This window comes from Enterococcus sp. DIV1420a (assembly GCF_051712165.1).
GTDB classification, from domain to species: domain Bacteria; phylum Bacillota; class Bacilli; order Lactobacillales; family Enterococcaceae; genus Enterococcus; species Enterococcus faecalis.
Genome location: NZ_JBIOOI010000001.1, coordinates 545,054 through 568,337 on the forward strand (window position 1 = coordinate 545,054; position 23,284 = coordinate 568,337).

Below are 23,284 nucleotides of genomic sequence, written 5' to 3' on the forward strand. Positions count from 1 at the left end.
TTCTCTCCTCCTTGTTATGGTGCCATGACTAATGACCATGACAATGTCCCTTTGAATTCGCCAACTTTTTGTTTCTCGACTGGCACAGATAGTTTAAGTCCCCGTTGGTTTGCCGCACCCCAACCTTGGTTAATTGTATAACTACCTGAACCGGAGCCTTCATTTTCTGTAACAACCGTATCTCCTTTATTGAGTAAAAATTCTCCTTTGTCTGTAACCAATGACAAATCTTCCAATTGATCTGTGCCGTTCGTTAAGGGATTCGTTACCTGAACATTCAGTTTCCAAGGCGTACTTTCTGTCCCACGTGTGTCTTGAACGACTAAATCATCTGAAAGAGTTGGCCAGTAAACTTCTGGCTTGGCAGAAATTTTTTGTTTGCCAAAATCAATTGTTTTAGGTACTTTTTCTAACGTTAATTCACCTGAAATAGACACATTGACTTTTTTATTTAACGTTTCACCAGCTTCTGTAAATTGATAATTGGCTGGCACCGTTTTGGCTAATTCTTCTGGTTTCGCTTGCTGAATGGCTTGGAAGGTTGCGGCATCAAGACTTGGTGTTTGATTGGCCCGACCATCTGCGAAAATCACCGTTGCTTGTGTCCATTGTGCCAACTCGTCTGAATTCGTTAAGCCATTTGCTTCTTTTAATTTCAAATGCGCACTTGTCGCATACAAGGCAAATGAACGATCTTTGGCAAGGACACTTTCATTTTTCACAACAACTAAATGAACCGTTTTGTTTTGCAAATTATCCCCTGACGTCCCTGCTTCTAATTGAATATCATGTGTCCGCGATACAGTTTTTTCTGCTAACGGCGCTTGAATTTGTGGTAAATCCGTCTCTTTTAATGAGGTTTTGAAAAACGGCCGACCTTTTGCACCGAGCATTTCTATTACTTTATCGACAGTCGTTAGTTGCGCTGCCTCATCTTCTGTGACAATCACCGATTGCCCCGAAAGTTCCACTTTATTTGAAAATTGAACTTTCACCTGATAACTGTAGTTCATATTCGTCGCTTTCCATGAAAGCGGGGTGGTATCTTTTTGCTCTGGAATTTGCTCTATCGCGCTCCCAACTTCACTAGACTTAACCGTTCCTTGGTGCAACCAAGAACCTGTTACTTCGTCAGGAAGGAAGCTTAGGGTTGGTGCTAAAGCACTTGAGGTCGGAATCATCAAACGTCCTTTTTGAACTTTTTGTCCAGCTACTTCGGTGCCCCACGCTTGTAAGGTTAATGGCGCATTGCCGGCTTTTACCTCTTTTACATCATGAGAAATAGTACCTGCACCTGCCACAATTCCAGGCGTTTCCACTTCGTAATCGATGATAGAGCCAGGAATTGCTATTCCATAGCCATTGGCACCCTTGGTCACATCGTTATCGCCAATAAATGTTTTTCCAGTCGCTTTTTCAATCCCATGAAACGTTGTTGGCGTAAGTTTTGTAGCATTATTGACCGTTGGATTAATCGTCAAGACCTGATAGGCTTTGACATTTCCAAACCAAGTCCCTGTGCTATCCACCAAAGCAGTTGTATCTGTCGTTGGTTTAATCCATAAAAGTTCATCTTTTGTTGGATCGACAGCTTCAAAATCCGCAATGTTTACTTTACCTGTACCAGGAATTGTTTCTAATGTTGCATGATCCTGAACCGTTAGTTTGCTAGCTGAAATTAAATTGGCTGTGTTGGTGATCCCAATTCCAGCGTTTTTAGATAGATGAATTGATCCGAATTCATTGTAAGTCGTACTATGGTTCGCGGCAGTAGCAGAAACGCCATTTTTGATGTTCCCACCATTAGCCATTAATTTAATGCCATTGGTGACATTTAATTCCGTAAAGTTGACAACGCCTAAGCCTGTCGCATTTAGTGGTTCTGTTTGATAGTTATTGGTGCCGTCAACGTTAGTCCCAAAGTTAAAGGCCACTTTATTTGAACTAGCATTCACAATTGCATTAGTGAAATTATCTGTTGATGAACCACCGGATAAACCGTTAATACTAACTGCACCTTGAACATTTGCGGTAACATCACGTAAGATTTTTCCGCCACTGATATTGGAATACTGTGTCGCATATAAATTTCCAATACTAGAACCCGCTGCTTGAATATTCATTGTAATCTTGCCGTTCTTGGTATACGCAGCATTGGTTCCACCATCACCGTAAATGCTGGCCCCATTTAGAGATTCCACACCTGTTTTAGTGAAAATATTTAAAGTAATTGTGTTTGATTCATCCGTTCCTAGTGTCGTATTTTGACCATAGGGCCGACCACCAGTAATGTAGGTATTACCAGGCAACTTAAACTCTCCGTTGTAATTTCTTAAATCAATTAAGAGTTTGGCATTTCCAAGAAGTGAGCCCGCATTGGTAATCCCACCTGAAAAACCGTTCGCGCCTGTCCGAGGAGTTCCTGAGAAATTTCCTCCGTAGATGCGATTGTCTGAATTACCAGTAATTGTATGGCCACCGCTTGCTCCATAAGAAGCGCCCATCGAAGCATTAATTACTCCTTCATAAACCGTTACACCGACATTCCCAACATTTTTGGCATCATTCCAGCCACCGCCTGAAAGAAACCAATCGACTTGACCATTATTAACGATTGTTTGACCGTTTCCATAAACTCGAGCTGCTTGATAGCCTGTTCCTTCTAATGTGTCAGCAATCCCGCCATTCAATGTGTTAGAAGTATTGCCTTCAACGACACCTGAAAAAGAGCCACCATATGTCCAGCGAGCAATGGTATTATTTAAAACAGTCTTAGTATCTCCTTTTATATAGATATCCCAAGTATCATTACTAGCAGGATAGCCGCCGCCACCAACAATATCCCAACCTGAATTATTACCACGACTTTTATTGGTCGTTGAATAATCTAAGCTTGTCGGTTTTGCACCTGAATAAGCCATACCATCGCCACCTAAGGACCCATCACCATTCTCTGTTCCCACTTCAATTGTTGTATTTCCTTCAATATAGCCACCGCGGCCAGCTGCAGTTGAGTAAATTGCACCATTATTAAACGAACCGCTGACTAATTTAGAAGAAATATTTCCAAAAACTTTAAAAGCTGCTGCTGATTTGGCTAATTCTGCTCTTTGTTGTGGTGTATAAGCATCATACGTTGCTTCATTTGAGGCCCCAATTTGACTCTTGTTAAATTTCGAAACATTGTTACCAGCACCGCCGTTAAAATCATTAATACCACCAGCGGAATTCGTTCCTGCTGTTACCACATTCGTAATATCTCCGATGATCGTTCCAGAATATTGGTTGCCTCCTTCAAAATCTGCACGACCCGCACTATACAACTGTGTATTTAAATTTGTAGTAATTCCATCAGTCGTACGATTCGTTCCTATATCGCCACGGGAAGAGCCACCAATAAAACGTTGACCCGCTGTATACCAACGGCCATATCCAGAAATATCGTTTGTTACTTTTCCACCAATATTTCCGTATTGAACACCGCCATAATACGTACTTAATTGGAAACCTGTAGCAGCATTCGTAATCGCAACCTTTGTTGAGACGTTACCAGTAACATTCGCTGTGTTGGTTGCGTTGGTCCCATAACCGCCCCCATAAATTGAAGCAATTCTGCCACCAGAATCATTGACAACCAATGAAGTATTCCCAGTCACTGTCCCAATATTGGCGCCCCCACTTAATGTATTTAGTCCGCTCCGTGTATTGTTAATAACAATCGTAGGATTTCCAGCTAAATTACCACCATTTTGGTTTCCGCCATAGAAATTCCATGTCCCTGTACCTGTACTATTTACTGTTAAAGTTGGGTTTCCTGAAACATCTCCTGTATCCGTTCCACCGTATACGGTCAGACCGTTTCCACTAGAACCGCCATTCAAGTTCAAACTGTAACCATTTAAATACATATTCGTACCTGTATAGTTTAGATTTCTCAAAGTGATGTTTGAGCCAAAAAAGATATTTTGATTAAATCCTAACGTCTTAGAACCCGTTGGCGCCGTTTGATCCATACTAATCGGATCCGCGCTGTTTCCAGTAATCACTAAATGATTGACCTTGCCTTGCAAGGCGTAAAAGGTCATATTACTTGCCGTAACGGTGTCAGGACTCACTTTAGCGGTGGTCGCCGCACTCGTCGTAATATTGTTTCCTATATAAAGAGTGAAATCGCCATTGTTCCCCTGTTGATACAAATCAAACAAGGCTTCTTTCAAGCCAGCCTCTGTCGATGCATATTCTTTGTACGCTGCTCCATCTCCTGCAGGACTTGGCACAACAATCACTTTTGTTTTATCTGCAGGAGCAATTGTGTCCGCAATGGACTGATCAATTGAAACAGCTCTGGCCATGCGTGTCAGTTTCTGTTTAAAGACAGCCGTAAGTTGTGTATCTTCTGAAAACTCTAATTGAAGAAGTTCTTCATTTGTATATGTTTTTCCTTGGTAAGACCAGCCAACGAAAGTCGCATTTTCCTCACTATTCGCCCATTTTGGTAATTCTTCTGTCCGAAGTGGCTGATTTTTTTCTTTTACCACTTGATAACTTTTGGCATCATTTTGAAACAAAGCTTGATCCGTTGTTTCAAAGGTCAACGTGATTTGCTTCTGCTCTTCGCTTGGTTTTGTTTCTGTGGAAGAGGTGGTTACTTTTTCTGTGATAGCACTAGATTCAGTCATTGATGACTGTTCTGTAGAATGTGCGCTGCTTTCTTTTGTTGCTTCACTTGTACTGGTTTCTGCTGTTTTTGGCTGTGTCTGCGTACGTTCCGTTTGTTGCTCCCCTTCAATCGCCCACGCTGAAACAGATAAAAATGGTTGTACAAGTAAACAAGTTGCCAATAAAACAGCGATTTTCTTTTTCATTAACTTCATCACTCCTCCCTCGAAGTAAACTTTCCACAACCAACCTATGGCTCAAGTATACGAAGTTTTCTTCTGATTTTTTTAAAGATATTTTCTTAATTTCAAAAAAAAAATTTATTTTTTAATTTTCTTTTTGTTAACTAAACGAATTTTTTGCTGTTTTTGTAAGATAAAAATGTTAATTTGTTCACAAAAATAACAAAAACATCGTTTTTAACATTAAAATTAACAAACGAGTTCGTAGTATAGCACGGATTTTTTCTCATGTAAACATCATTAAATAAACATTTTTGTTTAATTTATACATATTTCTCAGCTAAAAAAATGACAAAAATAAATAAACAGAGGCCTTAGAAATATTTCTAAGGCCTCTGCTTATTTATACGTATTCACAAACTGGACTGTTTCTTGGTAACATTGTTTAGCTTCTTTTGTTTGATAGTCGAATTGATATTCGTGGGTGATCGTTGCTTTCTTATCTTTGAAAAAGAGAGCTGAAACTGGAACATTTAAAGTTTTTAACCGCTGAACCAAGGCTAGTCCTTGCTCTTGAAATGAAAAACTATTGCCATCTGTTAGATACGTCGGGGGAAATTCTTTGGTGACTTTATCCACTAAACTCACTTCTTGCAGTTCTGCACTCGTCTGCCAGTCTTTAGTGCCGAGCAAGGACCAAGCCACTGTTTTAACGAAAAATTTCATAAAACGATTATCACTTTGTTGGTTGGCCATTTGTTTCAAATCCACTGGACCACAATACGAGAGTGTGCCTTTTAAATGGCTAGCCGGCAACGCTGCAGTCATCCCTAGTTCTTTGGCATAGTTGGCATTGGTTTGAACTGTTGCATATTGTAGAGCAATCTGTGCACCCGCACTGTCCCCGCCAATAAAAAGCTTAGATAAATCTAACATGGGATATGCTTGTTTCTTTTCTAATAAAAATTGAACAAGTTCATCGACCTGCTGGAGCTGGCTTGGATAAGGTGCGTCTGGTGCTAATTCATAATTCATTGAAATAAAGGCAACTGAGGAATCAGCCACTAAACGTGTCGCAAACTCTTTCATCCCAGACTTATCTCCTCCCACATAGCCACCACCATGGACCCATAAAACGACTGGTACCGCTTGTTTTGACGTTTGGGGATAATACAAATCAAAGGTATTCTTTTTTCTTGAAGAAGGGTATGTTTGATTTTCTTGCAATTGAACATTGGGCAATGCTTTATCATAGGAAGCTGAATCTTTTATTTCAACTTCGCCTGCGAATAACTGGTTGATGACCCAAGCGCCTGGCTTAGGGGATAATTGAAAGGCGAGAAACACGCCTAAGCAAATAACCACAATGATTCCTAACAACCAAAGGATAAAACGTACGATTTTTCTTTTCACTCTATTCACCTGCTTTAATTTGTAGCAAAATTATAGCATGTTTTTTAGCCAAAGCGTTTATTTTGAAACAGCTTTTTTAACTTTTATCATTTGAAATGCCCTCTTAAAAGCTGTAAAATGAACAAAATGACTTTAACCTTTAGGAGGTTGCCAAATGAAAGCTCTGATTTCCATTGATTATACGAATGATTTTGTCGCCACAGACGGAAAACTAACCACTGGTGCCGCTGGGCAAGCCATTGAAACGGCCCTTGTTCAACAAACAAAGCACTATTTTGACAATGGCGATTTTGTGGTTTTTGCCATTGATGGGCATGACCCCCTAGATCGCTATCATCCTGAAAATAAACTTTTCCCGCCCCACAATGTCTTAGGAACTGACGGGCGTAATCTGTTTGGCTCGCTAGCTGATTTTTATCAAGCTCACAAAAATGAGGCAAGCGTTTATTGGATGGACAAACGGCACTATTCTGCTTTTAGTGGCACGGATTTGGACATTCGGTTACGAGAACGAGGAATTACAGAGCTTTGTTTAACTGGTGTTTGTACAGATATTTGCGTGTTGCATACGGCTGTTGATGCCTATAATTTAGGCTATCAATTAATGATTCCTGAACGCGCCGTTGCTAGTTTTGATGAACAAGGACACGAATGGGCATTACGCCACTTTAAACAAACTTTAGGAGCAACCATTCTATAAAAAGACTGGTCAATCCTTCCACGCGCCCTATCTATACTCAAAAAATCGTGTAAACAACACAAAAGCCAACCTTACTATGGATAAGGTTGGCTTTTTTATGCTCATTTTAACTCCGAGCCTGCGGATTAGTGATAACTAGCATTCACAGAATAAGCAGAGACTGCTAGCTGATAGAAATTAGCTACTCATAAAAGAGTGGGGAAGCCCACTTTTTTATAGACCAATGACCGTTGCAAAGAAAGGAACTACTAAAACAGTAACTACACCAACCACTACGACAGAAATACTAGCCATAGCAGCCTCTGTTTCGCCCATTTCCATGCCAACTGCCACACCTAGGGCATGTCCGGCCGCACCTAAAGCTAAACCTTTGGCGATTGGATTGTTAATCTTAAACCATTTCAATGCAATTCGACCCAAGGCATAGGTTAGTACACCATTGAAGATTACGGTAAACGCCGTAATGGAAGCAATGCCGCCAACAGTTTGAGAAATAGGTACGGCAATCGCTGTTGTAGCAGCTTGTGGTAAGATTGAGGCCACTAAATGATTATCCATGCCAATCACTTTTCCTGCAAAATAAACAGCCACTAGCGAACCAAAAGAACCAATTGTTAACGCCGTTAAAATTTCTAACCAATATTTTTTCAACACGTCTCTCTTTTTATATAAAGGAATCGCAAACGCTACTGTCGCAGGCTCTAGAAAGAAGCTGATATATTTGCCACCTTCATTGTATTGCTCGTAACTAATTCCTGTTACTTTTAAAACGACAACGCCTAAAATCATCGCAACGAATAATGGCGTAAATAAGAAGAAACCTTTACTTTTTTTAAACAACCAAGTACCTATGCCAAATACAGCTAATGAAATAATAATGCCAACATACGGATTCATGCGCGAACCTCTCCTTTCGCTTTCTTCGTTGCTGCGGGTTCTTTTTCTTTTCGAGCATCTTTCATATGCAATAAAAAGGCGCCCGTCCAACCAGTCGTTGCTAGTAACGCTAGTGTCGCTACTAAAATAACAAAAACAATTTGAACGCCAAATTGTTGCATAATCCCTAAAGAATTAACTAAGGAAATCCCTGAAGGAACAAATAAAAATGTAATAACCGTTGATAAGCTATTACCTAGCCCTTCCACTTGCTCCAATTTAACAACTTTTGTACATAAACCAATGAACAATAACACCATGCCAATTACTGAAGCAGGCATTGGTATTGGGGAAATGAACGCCAAGCCGTTGGCGATTAACATAATAATGGCAAAAACTGCTGCTTGTTGTAAAAATGAATATACTTTCTTTTCCATTCTTCTTCGCTCCCTTTTGTCTGTTTTCTATGGGTTAAGTATATAAAGAAAACGTTTTTTTAAGGGCTTTTTTTCATGAAATGCCAGAATTTCTTCACCAAATGCAAAAATCACCACTTGAAATGCATTCGACATTTCAAGTGGTGATTTTTTAACTTAAGCCAAGTTTTTCTTTAAATTCTTTGACGTATGAACGGCTAACAGGTACTTTTGAGCCGTTGGTTAAAATTACTTGCAACGTGTTATTAAACCACGGCTGGATTTCTTGAATTTTTGTTCGATTCAAGATGAAACTTCGGTGCGTTTTAATAAAGAGCGTGGCAGGTAATTTTTGTTCGATACTGTTGAGGGTCCCTGTCATCTTGTAGACCTGTTGATCTACAAAAATGCTCAGTTGCCGTTCTTCGACAGAAACGAGGTAAATATCTTCTGGCGCCACAAGATAAATGCGGTCTTCCCCTTGAATAGGTATTGCTTCAGATTTTGGTCCTTTTTCGGCAGTGTTTTCTGGGACAGCTTGCCCCATTTCTTTCGATGCTTTTTCAATGACTTGTGTTATTTTTTCTTCTTCAAAAGGTTTCAAAATATAATCTTTTGCATTCACTTGAAAGGCCTTTAACGCATATTGATCATAGGCGGTTGCAAAGACCAAGTAGGGCGCTTTTTTAAGATGGGTTAATTTTTCCGCTAAATCAAACCCGCTTTCATCGGTCAAATGAATATCTAAAAATAACAAATCTGGCTTTTGATCCATCATCTCTTCCATTGCCTCCGCCACAGAATCCGCTTCTGCAACGCTCGTCACTTGCGGATGTTGGGAAACAAGATAGCTCAATTCTTCTCGTGCTAAGGGTTCATCATCAACGATTAATACGTGCATCTAATTCCTCCTGTTCCATCGGGATTTCTAAATGAACATGGCTCCCGCCTGTCTCTAAATTTTCAATTAAAAAACAACCTTCTGATCCATAAAGGTTCGCCATTCTGCGGGACAGATTTTCCAGTGCCGTGCCGGTGCCTTTTTCCGAAGTCACTGTCGTCTTTCCTAATAGCAAGCGGCGTTCTTCAGGAATCCCTTGCCCATTGTCATACACATCCACATGTAATTTATGTTGTTTTGCTTTGACCACTACCCGAACTTGATTGTTCTCCTTCCGGCTGCCAAATGCATGCTTGATGGTATTTTCCACTAACACCTGAATCGCATACGGCGGTACTTTTTCTGAAGCAACCGCTTCTTCCACGTCAAATGTTACTTGATAACGATTCGGAAACCGTGCTTGTTCTAATGACAAATAGGCTTTTACTTGTTCTAGTTCTTGTGAAACTGGGATCGTAGTTTGCACGGCTCCCTGCAAGTTGCCTCGAAAGTATTTGCTTAATTGGAGCAATAGTTTCCGCGCTTTTTCACTGTCTTTCCGCATTAATGCGGAAATAGTATTGATGGCATTAAAGAAGAAATGCGGGTTCACTTGCGCTTGCAAGGATTTAATTTCAGCTTCTTTAAGTAATTTTGATTGTACTTCCGCTTCCCCTAATTCAATTTGTGAAGAAAAAATTGTCCCAAGACCTTCTGCTAGCTGCTCCTCGACATGCGTTAACTGCGCTGGATCCGTAAAGTACATTTTTAAGGTGCCAACAATTTGCTGATGGGAAAATAACGGAATCACAATCGCCGCTTGCAACGGACAATTAGGGTCTGAACAACCGACTTCTTCTTTGGCATGTGCGATGGTCATTCGGCCCGTCCGTAACACTTCCCGAGAAAGCTCTGTAATGACTTCTAGCTCTGGAATATGATGATCGCTTCCTGCGCCAACATGAGCTAAAATTTGATGACTGTTTGTCATGCTAATCGCACTGACTTTTGTATAATGCTTAATAATCTCCGCAACTTTTTTGCTGGAATTTTTATTGAGGCCTTCTCGAAAATATGGCAGTGTTTCCGCTGCTAATTCCAAAACATCGTGCGTCTGAACCGCTTTGGCCTGCTCTTCTTGTTTCAATGTCGTTGTTAGAATCGACATAAAAATGAACGTTCCTACGCTATTTAACAAAATCATCGGCAGCGCAATAAAACGAACCAACGTGGCCCCATCCGCTAGATCACCGCTGAAAAAGAAAATAAAAATCATCTGAATCATTTCCATGCACGCTCCGACAATGGCAGAAAAGCCGGCAGACGGAAAAACGGTTTGCTTTGCCATGCGGCTCCCTAAAAAACCGGCAATTAAGCCAACAATTAAAGAAGCAGGCACATAAAAGAAACTATGCCCCCCGCCTTGAATAACCCGATGAAAGCCAGCAATTAAACCAACCGCACTGCCGACAATCGGACCACCCACTAATCCAGAAACGCCAATTACTAACGTACGCGTATTCGCAATGGAAGCATTGCTGCTTAAATAGGTTAGTAAATTATTAGGAACAATCTGATTCTTAGCGATTTCGATACCTGTAAAATTAGAAATAATAGCAAATAAACCAAAAATCAAAATCAATTGAACTTTTGAAGACATTTTTTCACGACTTAATAAAACACGCTTAAAATAAGGCACATTCACTAAAAGAAAGGCCAGTAAAATAATTAAGCCCACCCGTTCCATCATTAAAATAAATAATTCGACCACACCGGCACCTCCTTCCTATTAACTATACTATAAATCAAGGAAAAGAAAAAAATGAAGCTTCTCAAAAAAGAGGCTTCATTTTTTCTATTCATTAAAACGCAGGAATATTGGCACCTTTAGAATTTTTCTTGATGTATTCAGCAACTTCTTTTGTTGTCATCGCTTCTTTTAAAACCTTGATTTTTTCGCTATCTTTTTCGCCTTTGCGTGTCACAACTTGCAATGCGTAATGTTTACTTGCTTCTTCATCTTCTAACAAGATCGCATCTTTCGTTGTTAAACCAGCAGGTTCTAAGTAGGCTGGGTAGCAGAACACCATAGCGATGTCTTTTTCATCATAGGCTTTAGCTAAATTCAGTAAATCAATGCTTTCAAAAGTGATGTTTTTAGGATTTTCCACGACATCTGCCACCGTACCGTTAAAGCCGACACCTTCTTTTAATTTAATCACGCCGTTTGCATTTAAAATTGCTAAAGCACGACCTTCATTGGTTGGATCGCTAGGAATCCCCACTTTGGCATTTTCAGGTAAATCTTTCGCATCTTGATATTCTTTTGAATAGAAACCACCAGCAAAATAATAAATCGGTTGCACAGCCACTAAATCAGCTTTTTTCTCTTTGTTAAACATTTCCATGAAAGGTTGATGTTGCGCAAAATTGGCATCCGCTTCGTCATGTTGCACGGCATCGTTATAGGCAACATTGTCGCTCACTTCCATAATGTTAATTTTGTACCCTTTTTTCTCAGCTTCTTTCTTGGCAATCTCCAAGATATCTTTTGAAGATTCCAATTGCACGGCAACGGTAATCTCCTTGTCTTCTTTCTGGTCTGCTTGTTTATTTCCCCCACAGGCAGCTAAAATAACTGTTGCAATAACAGCGAATGTTGCTAAATAAAACTTCTTCATTCTTTTGTCCTCCTACTTTCTTTTGTCTAGTTTTTGGGCAATGAAGTTCCCAAGCATTTGTAAAATGAAGACCAGTGCAATCATAATTACAATGGCAACATACATAATACCGTATTCATACCGTTGATACCCGACACGAACTGCAAAATCGCCAATCCCGCCGCCACCAACAACACCCATCACCGTGGAATATGAAACCATACTCACTGTCGTGGTTGTGTAAGCAAGGACTAATCCGCTACGTGCTTCCACCAATAAAAAGTGCCAAATGTATTGGACTTTCGAGGTGCCTAACGAATTAGCTAAAAAATAAATTTCTTCTGGAACATCCAACAGCACTTGTTCAACCAAGCGAGCAAAAATCGCGATCGCAACAATACTCAATGGCACAGATGAAGGAATTGGGCCAAACGCCTTTCCTAAAACAGAACGAGTGACTGGAATCAACGCAATCACAAATAATAAATAAGGAAACGAGCGAATAACAGTTACAATGAAATTTAAAACCCAGTACAGCCAAGGTTGATGCCCTTTGACTTTCGGATTAGCCAAAAATAGTCCTAATCCTAAAGGCAAGCCGACAAGCAAACAGATAGCCATCGAAATCGACATCATAATCCCTGTTTCTTTTAAACCAATCAGCATAGATGGCCAATATTCGGCAAAGGTTTCTGAAAAAGTCATGGACGCAAACTCCTTTCCACTTTTTCTAAATAGGAAAGCGGTTCTTCCTCATATTGCTGAGGATTATTCAGAAATTCGCCAATTAACTGACCTTTTTCCATCACTAAGATACGATTACATAAGCGCTTCACGGTTTCTAATTCGTGACTGACAAAGAAAATAGTCGGTCGGAATTCCTGATGCGTCTTATGTAATAGTCGAACGACACTTTCTGTATTTTCTTCATCTAATGAACTCGTTGCCTCGTCACATAATAACCATTTTGGATTACGGCTCAACGCTCGAGCAATAGAGACACGCTGTTTTTCCCCACCAGAAAGCTGAGCAGGATACGCTTCTGCCTTATGGGCCATATCAACAAACGTTAATAAACGCTCAATTTTTTCAGGCTGTTTCTCTTTTAAAAGTTTCAAAGGCAACGCAACATTATCATAAATTTTCAAATTTTCTAACAAATTGTAATGCTGAAATACCATCCCCATTTGTTGTTGCTGCTGGCGAACTTCTTTTTTAGAGAAGGTTTGAACATTTCTGCCATCAATACGAATCTCCCCTTCACTCGGTTGTTCCATTAAATTCAACAAACGTAACAACGTGGACTTGCCAGAGCCACTTTTCCCAACAATCCCAACGATTTCTCCTGGTTGGACAGAAAAGTGAATATTTTTTAACGCGTGTGTCTCTTGATAGACTTTCGACACATTCACTAACTCAATCATGATTACCTCCTAAAGGCCGACAAACAAACTATAACAACTAAAAAAACTGTATAACAATTAAAGTAATTCTGTGAAACGATTTAAAAAAACTATTACGAATTAAAAAATAACACACGTTTCGAAAAACAGCGTTATATCAGAGATGTAACTACTTACATCATCTACTAAAACAGAAAAAAAAGCAACCTTTTTATTTGTGAAAAAAACACTATCTGTTTTTTGTCTGTATTATTTTGTACAAATGAATTAAAAATTTCCTGTTTCTACAGCTATTTCCCCACGCTCCTACTAAAAAAAGACATTCTCAGAAACGAGGCATCCAAAAAGGGAAAAGCGCTCGTAACGATAATGTCTCTAATAGTTTACTTTTTAAATACAACTGTTTCTTCGACAGTAATTCTTTCAGCCAATGATTGAATCACTGGACAGTTTGGGGAGACAAGCTTCAAACACCGTGTCGCCCGTGCTTGAAAGGCTTCTGGAACAGACACATAAAAGAGAATCGTCACCTGTTTTAATGGTTGTGCGCGTCTCTCTACTTCTCTTGAATACGTGACTTCTATTTTTTCAAACTCAAAGGGAATGTGCGAATTTTCCAAAACGGATTGATACACGTACCCCCCACAAGCGCCAATTGCCGAAACGAGCATTTGAACTGGCGAGTATCCCTCTTCTTTTGCTAACACCCAGCGCGCTGTTTTCGTTTGTAATTCAAATTTTTCCACACCACGAACAATCGTCAAACGTTCTACCATTGCCATCTTCACTCCTTTTTACTCTTTCTTAAAAGATACTACAAAACAGCATTAAAACAAACATTTCTAACTTCTCAACTTAGCAAGTCCTAAAAAAAACGAAATTCTCACTTGACAAACAACGCAACACCTGATAATATACTTCCGTTCAAATCGTAACCATTACGATTTAGATTTTATAAATCCAAAAAGAAAGGAAGTGCCTTATGGCTAAAAAATCAAAAATTGCTAAAGCAAAAAAACAACAAGCAATGATTGCAAAATATGCGCCTATTCGCCAAGCCTTAAAAGAAGCTGGCGATTATGAAGGTCTTAGCAAATTGCCAAAAGATGCTCATCCAAGTCGCTTAAAACTCCGCGATCAAACAGATGGGCGCCCACGTGGCTACATGCGTAAATTTGGCATGTCTCGTATTCGTTTCCGTGAATTGGCTCACCAAGGCTTGATTCCTGGCGTCAAAAAAGCAAGCTGGTAACTCATTATTTCGATAAAGACAACTAGCGAGGACAGTCGCATTTGGGCTGACCTCGCAGCCCCCTTTATCTTTTATACGCAATTAAAAAAATCAAATTGGAGGACGGCACTATGCGCCAAACCATTACGTTAGCTTGCGCTGAAACTGGCGAGCGCCTTTACTTAACAAGTAAAAACAAACGAAATACACCAGAAAAATTACAGCTGAAAAAATATTCACCAAAATTACGGCGCCGCGCACTTTTCACTGAAGTCAAATAACAGGAGGAAAACTTGATGGGCATTCCAATCACCATTGTTTCTGGCTTTTTAGGCGCAGGAAAAACAACCTTAATTAACCATGCGCTTGCGCAGTCACCGTTCCCTAAAGAAGAAATTATTATTATTGAAAATGAATTTGGTCAAACAGGCGTTGACCACGCATTACTTTTACAAACCACGGAACGAATTATTCAATTAAATAACGGTTGCATGTGCTGCAGCTTACGAGGAGATCTTCTTGCCTCTTTATCAGCAATCTTAGAAGTGTACCAAGAAGAACAACAACCCATTGCCCAAGTCATTTTAGAAACAACGGGCATTGCTGATCCGCAACCAATCATTCAAACAATTTTAACGACCCCGCACATCAAAAATCATTTCTATATAGACAGTCTCTTAACGGTCGTTGATGGGCATCATTGGCAACAGCAACTTCAAGAAGCCGAAGCCATCAAACAACTGGCCTTAGCAGATCGCCTCTTTTTTTCTGTCAAGGAACCAGCAGACAGCACTCAGCTACCAACGTTCCAAGAAACCCTTCGTACCATTAATCCTTTTGCTGATATTTTATCCTTTCAAGCCAACGAGCCTCTTTTGGCTAGTGACTTTTTTCAATTAAATAAGTTTACGGCAACACTTACAGAACACGAAATGACTCATTCCCCGCATGAGCACGCCCACGAGCATCATCACCATACCTTTCACTCCCTTACGTTAACGGCGTCCTCAGCCCTCAACGAACCTCTTTTCACTCGTTGGCTTGATTGGTTAATGTATACACATCAGGAAAAGTTATACCGTTTCAAAGGGATTCTCGCCTTACAGGAGCATGACTTGGCCATTGCCATGCAAGGCGTCAACCAGCAAGTGGCCTTTCAAATGACGAATCAACCCCCTCAAGAAACGACAATTGTTCTGATTGGCAAAGAATTAGAGACAAAAAAAATTCAAGAAACCTTTCAAACCCTCAACAAAATAGCTACTCCGTAAATTATTTTTTACGAAATGGAGGTCCTATATATAATGGAAAAAACTGACTTATCTAGCGCTTATCGTCGACTGAAAAGTCCCAACATCAAAACACGAAAACGCGCACTTAAAATCATTAAAGAACATAAGCGCAATAAACAAAAGAAAATTGCGTAATTCACTAAAGGAGCACACCTATGAAAAAATTTACTCTTCCCCTGTTAGCCGCCTTATCGCTAATCCTTTTCGGCGCTTGCGGCAAAACAAACACCTCTGATAAAACCGCTGACGGTAAAGAAAAACTATCCATTGTCACGACTTTTTATCCTATGTACGATTTCACTAAAAATATTGTAGGCGATGAAGGAGACGTCAAATTGTTAATCCCTGCTGGTTCTGAACCACACGATTATGAACCATCCGCCAAAGATATGGCTACCATCCATGATGCGGATGTTTTCGTTTACCACAATGAAAATATGGAATCTTGGGTACCAAAAGCTGCTAAAGGCTGGAAAAAAGGAGCCCCGAACGTCATTAAAGGTACCGAAAACATGGTCTTACTTCCTGGCAGTGACGAAGACGGACACGACCATGACCACGAACACGGCGAAGAAGGCCACCACCATGAATTAGATCCGCATACTTGGGTTTCGCCCCATCGTGCCATCCAAGAAGTCACAAACATCAAAGAACAATTAGTCAAACTTTACCCTAAAAAAGCCAAAACATTTGAAACAAACGCAGAAAAATACTTAACAAAATTAACAGCCTTAGACAAAGAGTTCCAAACAGCTTTGAAAGACGCTAAGCAAAAAAGTTTTGTTACCCAACATGCTGCATTTGGTTATCTTGCCTTAGATTACGGCTTAAAACAAGTGCCAATAGCTGGTTTAACACCTGAACAAGAGCCAACCGCAGGGCGCTTGGCAGAGTTGAAAAAATATGTCACAGACAACCAAATTCGCTATATTTATTTTGAAAAAAATGCCAACGATAAAATTGCTAAAACGTTAGCTGACGAAGCGAATGTTCAATTGGAAGTCCTAAACCCGCTAGAAAGTTTGACACAAAAACAAATGGACAATGGCGAAGATTATCTTTCTGTAATGAAAGAAAACTTAACTGCTTTGAAAAAAACAACAGATACAGCCGGGAAAGAGGTTCAGCCAGAAACCTCTGAAAAAACAGAAAAAACCGTGGCTAACGGATATTTCAAAGACAGTGAGGTGGCTGAGAGAACACTGACAGATTACGCTGGAAATTGGCAATCCGTCTATCCTTTATTAAAAGATGGCACATTAGACCAAGTCTTCGATTACAAAGCGAAACTGAAAAAAGATAAAACACCAGCCGAATACAAAACCTACTATGATGCCGGCTATCAAACCGATGTCGACCACATCAACATCACTGATTCCACCATTGAATTTCTGGTCAATGGCAAACCACAAAAATTCACCTATAAAGCAGCCGGTTATAAAATTTTAAACTATGCAAAAGGCAACCGTGGCGTCCGTTTCCTTTTTGAAACAGACGATGCCAATGCTGGGCGGTTTAAATACGTCCAATTTAGCGACCACAACATTGCACCAACGAAAGCCGCTCATTTCCACATCTTCTTCGGCGGCGATAGCCAAGAAAGTCTGTTCAATGAAATGGACAACTGGCCAACGTATTATCCAAGCGACTTAAGTAAACAAGAAATTGCCCAAGAAATGATTGCGCATTAAACATTCAAAAGAGAGGAGGCAGCATTAGCTAAAATGCTGCCTCCTCTCTTTTTTTATTTAGTCAAGCACACCATGTTCTGCTTCAAACGTCGCTAACAACTGGCGCACTTCATCCGTTGATTTTGTATTCATTAATTGTGCTCTTAAATCACTGGCACCTGGAAAGCCTTTGACATAAATTTTGAAGAAGCGATGCAGCCCAACGATGGAGCGAGGCACCAATTCTGCATACTTGTCTTGCAAATCCAATTGTAAACGTAGCAAGCCCAGCAATTCTTGTGGCGTATGCGTTTTGGGTTCTTTTTCAAAGGCATAAGGATTTTTAAAAATCCCCCGGCCAATCATGATGCCATCTACACCATATTGTTCTGCTAATTCTAGGCCCTTTTGACGATCGGGAATATCCCCATTAATCGTAATTGTCGTTTGCGGTGCGACACGGTCCCGAATAGCCATAATTTGCGGAATGACCTCCCAATGAGCATCCACTTTGCTCATCTCTTTTCGTGTTCGCAAATGAATGGATAGATTCGCAATGTCTTGCTCTAATAAATGCGTGATCCATGCCTCCATTTCCGCCATTTCAGTAAACCCAATGCGTGTTTTGACACTAACAGGTAAGCCGCCTGCTTTGGCGGCGTCAATCAATTCAGCCGCGACTTCTGGGCGCAAAATTAACCCGCTGCCTTTTCCGCGCTCAGCCACGTTGGGCACAGGACAGCCCATATTTATATCTAATCCTTGAAAGCCCATCTCCGCTACGCCGATACTCATTTCACGGAAAAATTCCGGTTTATCCCCCCATATATGTGCCACCATCGGCTGTTCATCTTCTGTAAAAACGAGGCGCCCGCGCACACTGTCTTTCCCTTCAGGATGACAATAACTATCTGAATTAGTAAACTCTGTAAAAAACACATCTGGTGCCCCAGCTTCTTTCACGACATGACGAAAGACCACATCAGTGACATCTTCCATCGGTGCTAAAACAAAAAAGGGCTTTGGCAATGTTGCCCAAAAATTCTTGCTCATCTTCATATACTCCGTTTCTGATTTTTTCTTTATTTTCAACGACAATTGTCGACATATTCTGGTGCGAAACATTGCTATTATACAGGGAAATGCACGAAGAATCAAAAAAGGCATACTTAGAAACAAGAAAACTGTCTGAATCCGCTCGCTAGAATGAGTGATTCAGACAGTTTAATCTTTTTACGTCAGGCTTAACTACGTAAGCCACGCCCTGTTTCTACAAGGTACCAACAAATGCCATATAAAACGACAATAAATAAGATTAAAATGGTCATAGAAATACCAATTGGCACATCTTGAACCCCTAGGAAACCGTAGCGGAACCCAGAAATCATGTAAACAATCGGATTAACTTTTGAGACAGCTTGCCAAAATGGCGGCAACATGGAAATGGCATAGAAAACCCCACCCAAATAGGTTAAAGGCTGTAACACAAAGGTCGGCACAATCGATACATCATCATAGGATTGCGCAAAAATACCATTTAACAAACCAGCTAAAGAAAAAAGAATCGCTGTCATCAATAAAGTCATGATGACCATCAGCCAAGAAACAACGTGCAATGGCACAAAAAATAGAGAAATGATGGTGACTAACGCACCGACCAAAATACTACGACCAACGCCACCAATCACAAATCCCCAAATAATCACATGAGTTGGAACTGGCGCCACGAGAATTTCTTCGATATTTTTCTGGAATTTTTGTGAGAAAAAGGAAGATGAAACATTGGCGTACGAGCTTGTAATGGCTGACATCATAATTAAACCTGGCACGATAAATTCCATATAAGAAAAACCGCCCATATCGCCAATTCGCCCGCCAATCATTTTCCCAAAAATCACAAAATATAAGGACGTCGTAATTACTGGCGGTACCAGTGTTTGGACCCAAATTCGTAAATAACGGTTGGTTTCCTTCACAGCTAAACTTTTTAAAGCAGTAAAATACAGACTAAACATGTTGATCCTCCCTTTGGTACGTATCCTCGGTAATCTTCAAGAAGAGCTCTTCCAAACGGTTGGACTTATTCCGCATTGACAATACTTTGATTCCTTGTTGACTTATCTGTTCAAACAAGTGATTGACTCCTTGGTTTCGTTCCACTTCCACCGCTAACGTTAACTCGTCCTCAAACACACTTTGATAGCCTTCAATAACTGGCGCCTGCGTATAAGGTGCTAAATCAAAAATAAACGTTTCAAATTGTAATTTTGCTAACAAGTGCTTCATGCTGGTGTTTTCAATCAATTCACCAGACTGAATAATCCCAATGTTGCGACACAACATCTCAGCTTCTTCTAAGTAATGGGTCGTCAAAATAATCGTGGTTCCCTGCGCATTTAACTCTTGTAAAAAGGCCCACATTTCACGGCGCAATTCAATATCGACACCTGCAGTTGGTTCATCTAAAATCAATAACTTCGGCTCATGCATCAGCGCGCGAGCAATCATCAAGCGACGTTTCATTCCGCCAGAAAGCATTCGAGCCCGTTCGTTCCGTTTTTCCCATAAATTGGATTGTTTTAAATACTTTTCACTCCGTTTCATGGCTTCTTTACGAGACACCCCATAATAGCCCGCTTGATTGACCACAATCTGCTGGACCGTTTCAAACGGATTAAAGTTAAACTCCTGCGGCACTAACCCAATCTGTTGCTTCGCCCGCACCATCTCCGTATCTAAATCATACCCAAAAATTTTGACTTTCCCCGAAGTCTTATTAACTAACGAGGTCACAATCCCAATCGTCGTTGATTTTCCTGCGCCATTCGGTCCCAAAAGAGCATAAAAATCGCCTTCTTCGACTGTTAAATCAATCCCCCGCAACGCTTCAACACCTGAAGCGTACACTTTGCGTAAATCTTGTATCACAAGAGCATCAGTCATTCGTAACTCTCCTTAATGTATAAATATTCATGAATATTATTGTAACACTTCTCGATAAAAACGGGGGTTATTTTGATTAAATTTCACAGTTTTGCTTAGCTATTTTTCAACAACAAACTAGCCAACGAATAACGTGTTTATTTTGACTCGAAACTGTTTAAACAGTTTCAAGAGCGTTAAAACCCTTTCAAATCAAGGATTTAGAGTTCTTTTTTTTGGCACAGAACTTGCTTTATATAAAAGTGAGGTGAAAAGAATGAAAAGAAAATTTTTAATTGCTAGTCACGGAAACTTAGCGAAAGGCTTCCAAAGTTCCTTGGATATTCTCGCAGACAAAGGAAAAGAGCTGGCGGTCATCAATGCCTATGTGACTCCTGAGGACTACACGCCAATTATTCAAACGTTTCTTCAGTCCCTTGGCGCAGAAGAACAAGCTATTATTTTAACAGATTTATATGGTGGTAGTGTCAATCAAAAAATTGTTCAAGAAGTCATGACGACAAAACCAGACAATGTTTTTATCATTTCCAATGCCAACTTAGCCATTGCCTTGTCGCTGATTTTCTTAAAAGAAGGCGAAAAGCTAACCAAAGAAGATATTCAAGCAGCAATTGCTGAAGCACAAATTCAATTCGTTGAATTAAACCCATCAAATGAAGAAGAAAACTTTTTTAGGAGGAAATTAAAATGATTACACAAGTACGAGTAGACGACAGATTAATTCACGGCCAAGTAGCCGTAGTTTGGACCAAAGAATTGAATGCCCCCTTATTAGTTGTAGCGAATGATGAAGCAGCCAAAAACGAAGTAATGCAAATGACGTTAAAAATGGCTGTCCCTAATGGCATGAAACTATTAATTCGCTCAGTCGATGATGCGATTGATGTCTTCAATGATCCTCGTGGTAAAGACAAACGAATTTTTGTAATTGTGAACAGTGTAGCGGATGCTACTAAAATTGCGAAAAACGTGACAGATATTGAAAGTGTGAATGTTGCCAACGCTGGCCGCTTTGATAAATCAGATCCAGCCACCAAAACAATGGTTTTCCCAAGTGTCCAATTAAACCCTGAAGAGTTAGAAGCTGCCAAAGAATTAGCCAGTTTGACTCACGTGGAAAGCTATAACCAAGTCCTGCCAACCAACTCAAAATTAAGTCTAAAACAAGCCGTCAATTAAAAGGAGGAAATGAACAATGCTTATGCATGCAACAATGGCAGCCTTAGCTGTATTTATCTGTTTTGCTGGGAATTATTTAACTGGTCAAAGTATGATGGAACGTCCCTTAGTCGTTGGATTAGTCACAGGAATTTTAATGGGCGACATGAAAACAGGGGTCTTAATGGGGGCCTCTTTAGAAGCAATTTTCTTAGGAAATGTTAATATCGGTGGTGTTATCGCAGCGGAACCTGTAACTGCGACTACTTTAGCCACAACGTTTGCAATTATTTCAAATGTCGAACAAAAAGCCGCCATGACGTTAGCCGTACCAATTGGGATGTTAGCCGCTTTCGTGGTGATGTTTTTAAAAAATGTCTTTATGAATATCTTTGCTCCTTCTCTTGACAAAGCAGCACGTGAAGGCAACCAAAAAATGGTTGTGACACTGCATTACGGAACGTGGATCATTTATTATTTAATCATCGCTTCGATTTCATTTATCGGAATTTTAGCAGGAAGCGGGCCAGTAAATCTGTTTGTTGAAAGCATTCCACAAAATTTGATGAACGGCTTAAGCGCAGCTGGCGGACTTTTACCTGCCGTTGGGTTTGCTATGTTAATGAAACTGTTATGGGATAATAAATTAGCCGTCTTTTACATTTTAGGCTTTGTTTTAACCGCGTACCTACAATTACCAGCCGTTGCGGTGGCGGTTATCGGGACAGTAATTTGTGTCGTGAGTGCCCAACGGGATGTAGAATTTCGCGACATTCTAAAAAGAAAACCTGCGGCGTCTTCTGCGGTTGAAGGCAGCGCGAAAGAAATCGAAGAGGAGGACTTTTTCGCATGAAGTTAAAAGAGAATTTATCTAAAGAAGAGAAAAAAATGATGCGCTCTGTTTTCTGGCGTTCTTGGACGATGAACGCTAGCCGGACAGGAGCTACACAATACCACGCAGTGGGTGTCATGTACACTTTACTCCCAGTTATCAATCGTTTTTATAAAACCAAGGAAGAACGGGCCGAGGCATTGGTGCGTCACACCACTTGGTTCAACGCAACCATGCATATCAATAACTTCATTATGGGGCTCGTTGCTTCGATGGAAAAACAAAACAGTGAAGACGAAAATTTTGATGCTAGCTCTATTACAGCAGTTAAAGCCTCACTAATGGGGCCACTTTCAGGCATCGGTGATTCCTTCTTCTGGGGCATCTTGCGTGTCATTGCTGCCGGTATTGGGATTTCATTAGCCAGCTCTGGTTCGCCATTAGGGGCGATTGTCTTCTTACTTTTATACAACGTCCCTGCGTTCTTAATTCACTATTATGCGTTGTATAGCGGCTATTCAATCGGTGAAAGTTTTATCCAAAAAATGTACGAATCAGGCGGAATGAAGATACTCACAAAAGTATCGAGTATGCTAGGCTTAATGATGATGGGCAGTATGACTGCTTCGAATGTAAAATTCAAAACGATTCTTGAAGTTTCCGTTAAAGGAAGCGAAGACGTAGTTAAAATCCAAGACTATTTGGATCAACTATTCGTCGGTATCGTACCATTAGCCGTGACGTTACTTGCTTTCTGGCTATTACGCAAAAAAGTCAATGTTAACGTGGTGATGTTTGGCATCATGTTCTTAGGCATCTTGCTAGGATTACTAGGCATCTGTTAAAATTGAAACAATAAACATTTAATTATTAAACACTTAGAGCCTGAGACAAAAATCCAAAGTGATTTTTATCTCAGGCTTAAAAGCTGATAAACGGCGGGAACAGAAGCAACCCCTGTCCCGACCT

General features: G+C 40.3%; 23 protein-coding genes. 10 read left to right on the forward strand and 13 right to left on the reverse strand.

Translation table 11 applies throughout. The annotated features are described in order from the left end of the window. Window positions 1-14: 14 nt before the first annotated feature. Window positions 15-4,874 (reverse strand): hypothetical protein, encoded by a 4,860-nt coding sequence (locus IGI80_RS02880; RefSeq protein WP_438722630.1) that lies wholly within the window; start codon window positions 4,872-4,874, stop codon window positions 15-17. Between the two features lie 366 nt (window positions 4,875-5,240). After that, on the reverse strand, window positions 5,241-6,254 hold the full coding sequence (locus IGI80_RS02885; protein WP_002378998.1) for an alpha/beta hydrolase: 1,014 nt from the start codon (window positions 6,252-6,254) through the stop codon (window positions 5,241-5,243). Window positions 6,255-6,408: 154 nt separating this feature from the next. On the opposite strand from IGI80_RS02885, the gene IGI80_RS02890 reads away from it, so the two are divergent. Further along, on the forward strand, window positions 6,409-6,954 hold the full coding sequence (locus IGI80_RS02890) for a cysteine hydrolase family protein (protein WP_002354831.1): 546 nt from the start codon (window positions 6,409-6,411) through the stop codon (window positions 6,952-6,954). Window positions 6,955-7,167: 213 nt separating this feature from the next. Here the strand turns inward: IGI80_RS02890 and lrgB are convergent, their stop codons facing one another. From lrgB to IGI80_RS02930, 8 genes are all read right to left on the reverse strand, one after another. Further along, entirely contained in the window at window positions 7,168-7,851 is a 684-nt protein-coding gene (gene lrgB / locus IGI80_RS02895; RefSeq protein WP_002354830.1) for an antiholin-like protein LrgB, read from the reverse strand. After that, window positions 7,848-8,267: an antiholin-like murein hydrolase modulator LrgA gene (lrgA, locus tag IGI80_RS02900; RefSeq protein WP_002354829.1), complete on the reverse strand. Its 420-nt coding sequence runs from the start codon at window positions 8,265-8,267 to the stop codon at window positions 7,848-7,850. Before lrgA ends, lrgB begins: the two co-directional genes overlap by 4 nt. A gap of 151 nt (window positions 8,268-8,418) precedes the next feature. Beyond that, on the reverse strand, window positions 8,419-9,147 hold the full coding sequence (locus IGI80_RS02905) for a LytR/AlgR family response regulator transcription factor (protein ID WP_002367483.1): 729 nt from the start codon (window positions 9,145-9,147) through the stop codon (window positions 8,419-8,421). Continuing rightward, a complete protein-coding gene (locus IGI80_RS02910; RefSeq protein WP_010821172.1) occupies window positions 9,128-10,897 on the reverse strand; it encodes a sensor histidine kinase in 1,770 nt (589 codons plus the stop codon). Before IGI80_RS02910 ends, IGI80_RS02905 begins: the two co-directional genes overlap by 20 nt. A gap of 91 nt (window positions 10,898-10,988) precedes the next feature. Next, window positions 10,989-11,807, reverse strand: coding sequence for a MetQ/NlpA family ABC transporter substrate-binding protein (locus IGI80_RS02915; RefSeq protein WP_002354826.1), 819 nt, complete (start codon window positions 11,805-11,807; stop codon window positions 10,989-10,991). 12 nt (window positions 11,808-11,819) lie between these two features. Further along, window positions 11,820-12,491 (reverse strand): methionine ABC transporter permease, encoded by a 672-nt coding sequence (locus IGI80_RS02920; RefSeq protein WP_002354825.1) that lies wholly within the window; start codon window positions 12,489-12,491, stop codon window positions 11,820-11,822. Then, window positions 12,488-13,210: a methionine ABC transporter ATP-binding protein gene (locus IGI80_RS02925; RefSeq protein WP_002354824.1), complete on the reverse strand. Its 723-nt coding sequence runs from the start codon at window positions 13,208-13,210 to the stop codon at window positions 12,488-12,490. The genes IGI80_RS02920 and IGI80_RS02925 overlap by 4 nt, the downstream gene beginning before the upstream one ends. A gap of 362 nt (window positions 13,211-13,572) precedes the next feature. Beyond that, on the reverse strand, window positions 13,573-13,971 hold the full coding sequence (locus IGI80_RS02930; RefSeq protein ID WP_173973591.1) for an OsmC family protein: 399 nt from the start codon (window positions 13,969-13,971) through the stop codon (window positions 13,573-13,575). A 200-nt stretch (window positions 13,972-14,171) separates the two neighbouring features. On the opposite strand from IGI80_RS02930, the gene rpsN reads away from it, so the two are divergent. From rpsN to IGI80_RS02955, 5 genes are all read left to right on the forward strand, one after another. After that, a complete protein-coding gene (rpsN, locus tag IGI80_RS02935; protein ID WP_002354822.1) occupies window positions 14,172-14,441 on the forward strand; it encodes a 30S ribosomal protein S14 in 270 nt (89 codons plus the stop codon). Window positions 14,442-14,551: 110 nt separating this feature from the next. Further along, on the forward strand, window positions 14,552-14,701 hold the full coding sequence (gene rpmG / locus IGI80_RS02940; protein ID WP_002354818.1) for a 50S ribosomal protein L33: 150 nt from the start codon (window positions 14,552-14,554) through the stop codon (window positions 14,699-14,701). Between the two features lie 15 nt (window positions 14,702-14,716). Further along, a complete protein-coding gene (locus IGI80_RS02945; protein WP_002367488.1) occupies window positions 14,717-15,691 on the forward strand; it encodes a CobW family GTP-binding protein in 975 nt (324 codons plus the stop codon). Between the two features lie 33 nt (window positions 15,692-15,724). Beyond that, window positions 15,725-15,847 (forward strand): putative metal homeostasis protein, encoded by a 123-nt coding sequence (locus IGI80_RS02950; protein ID WP_002383181.1) that lies wholly within the window; start codon window positions 15,725-15,727, stop codon window positions 15,845-15,847. Window positions 15,848-15,867: 20 nt separating this feature from the next. Then, entirely contained in the window at window positions 15,868-17,403 is a 1,536-nt protein-coding gene (locus IGI80_RS02955; RefSeq protein ID WP_002387410.1) for a zinc ABC transporter substrate-binding protein AdcA, read from the forward strand. Window positions 17,404-17,460: 57 nt separating this feature from the next. Here the strand turns inward: IGI80_RS02955 and IGI80_RS02960 are convergent, their stop codons facing one another. The 3 genes from IGI80_RS02960 to IGI80_RS02970 form a co-directional block, all read right to left on the reverse strand. Next, on the reverse strand, window positions 17,461-18,435 hold the full coding sequence (locus IGI80_RS02960; protein ID WP_002413934.1) for a tRNA dihydrouridine synthase: 975 nt from the start codon (window positions 18,433-18,435) through the stop codon (window positions 17,461-17,463). Window positions 18,436-18,626: 191 nt separating this feature from the next. Continuing rightward, window positions 18,627-19,397, reverse strand: coding sequence for an ABC transporter permease (locus IGI80_RS02965; protein ID WP_002354811.1), 771 nt, complete (start codon window positions 19,395-19,397; stop codon window positions 18,627-18,629). Continuing rightward, window positions 19,390-20,325 carry an ABC transporter ATP-binding protein gene (locus IGI80_RS02970; RefSeq protein WP_438722633.1) on the reverse strand — a complete coding sequence of 312 codons (936 nt, stop codon included), beginning with the start codon at window positions 20,323-20,325 and terminating at the stop codon, window positions 19,390-19,392. Before IGI80_RS02970 ends, IGI80_RS02965 begins: the two co-directional genes overlap by 8 nt. A gap of 256 nt (window positions 20,326-20,581) precedes the next feature. Between IGI80_RS02970 and IGI80_RS02975 the strand changes: the two genes are divergently transcribed. Genes IGI80_RS02975 through IGI80_RS02990 form a run of 4 tightly spaced genes read left to right on the forward strand, consistent with a single transcriptional unit; the run spans window position 20,582 to window position 23,160 of the window. Beyond that, on the forward strand, window positions 20,582-21,016 hold the full coding sequence (locus tag IGI80_RS02975) for a PTS sugar transporter subunit IIA (RefSeq protein ID WP_129193298.1): 435 nt from the start codon (window positions 20,582-20,584) through the stop codon (window positions 21,014-21,016). Continuing rightward, complete coding sequence (locus tag IGI80_RS02980; RefSeq protein ID WP_002354800.1) at window positions 21,013-21,504, forward strand: PTS system mannose/fructose/N-acetylgalactosamine-transporter subunit IIB; 492 nt, start codon at window positions 21,013-21,015, stop codon at window positions 21,502-21,504. Before IGI80_RS02975 ends, IGI80_RS02980 begins: the two co-directional genes overlap by 4 nt. 16 nt (window positions 21,505-21,520) lie before the next feature. Continuing rightward, on the forward strand, window positions 21,521-22,336 hold the full coding sequence (locus IGI80_RS02985) for a PTS mannose/fructose/sorbose/N-acetylgalactosamine transporter subunit IIC (RefSeq protein ID WP_002365419.1): 816 nt from the start codon (window positions 21,521-21,523) through the stop codon (window positions 22,334-22,336). Beyond that, window positions 22,333-23,160: a PTS system mannose/fructose/sorbose family transporter subunit IID gene (locus IGI80_RS02990; protein ID WP_438722636.1), complete on the forward strand. Its 828-nt coding sequence runs from the start codon at window positions 22,333-22,335 to the stop codon at window positions 23,158-23,160. Before IGI80_RS02985 ends, IGI80_RS02990 begins: the two co-directional genes overlap by 4 nt. The last annotated feature ends 124 nt before the right edge of the window (window positions 23,161-23,284 follow it).